Annotated in this window: 1 protein-coding gene; it reads left to right on the forward strand. The window is 60.5% G+C overall.

All coding sequences use genetic code 11. The features are described from left to right. On the forward strand, nt 1–569 hold a 569-nt coding region (locus tag U5782_RS41330), incomplete at both ends, for a hypothetical protein (RefSeq protein ID WP_322049633.1).

A 569-nucleotide genomic window follows, 5' to 3' on the forward strand; every position in this document is an offset into this window, starting at 1 on the left:
GCGAAGCGGAGGCTGGCGATATTCAAGTGACAGTGAAGGAGGTGAAGGCAGCCCCTGTGTCGCGCACGCACGCGTTTTCCAGCGATATCATCCGGCAGCTAGTATCCGATATCGAGCAGGAGCCTTTCCAGCCGTCATATCGCAGGGTGTCGTTTGGCGCGCCCGTCAAAGGTTGGCGTCAGCGGCTCGATGCCTATTTCTGGCCGCGACCTGCAGTCGGTTATCGCCAAACCTGCGACGCGCTCGCTCCATTGCTCGTGACGGCCAGGCAACTGGCCGATTCGATCGAAAAATGGACGCCGGAGCTGCAGGCGCAAGCCGTCGAATTTGCGGATCAGGTTTTTGCGTGGGGCGGCGTCGTGCAGCGCACCGCATACGACTGGCGGGACGTGCACGCAGTCTTTGCTTCTGCGATCCGTGGAAAAAGGCAGGACGACGCAAGGATGAACAGCGGCTGGACGAAAGTCGCGGCGTTCGCGAGTAGCCATCTCGAACCCGAACACAACCTCGTCATTTGGGACAGCCGTGTTGCTCATTCCCTTACCCAGCGCCTCGACGCGATTCTCCAC

It is taken from the genome of Paraburkholderia sp. J67 (genome assembly GCF_905220265.1).
Taxonomy (GTDB): domain Bacteria; phylum Pseudomonadota; class Gammaproteobacteria; order Burkholderiales; family Burkholderiaceae; genus Paraburkholderia.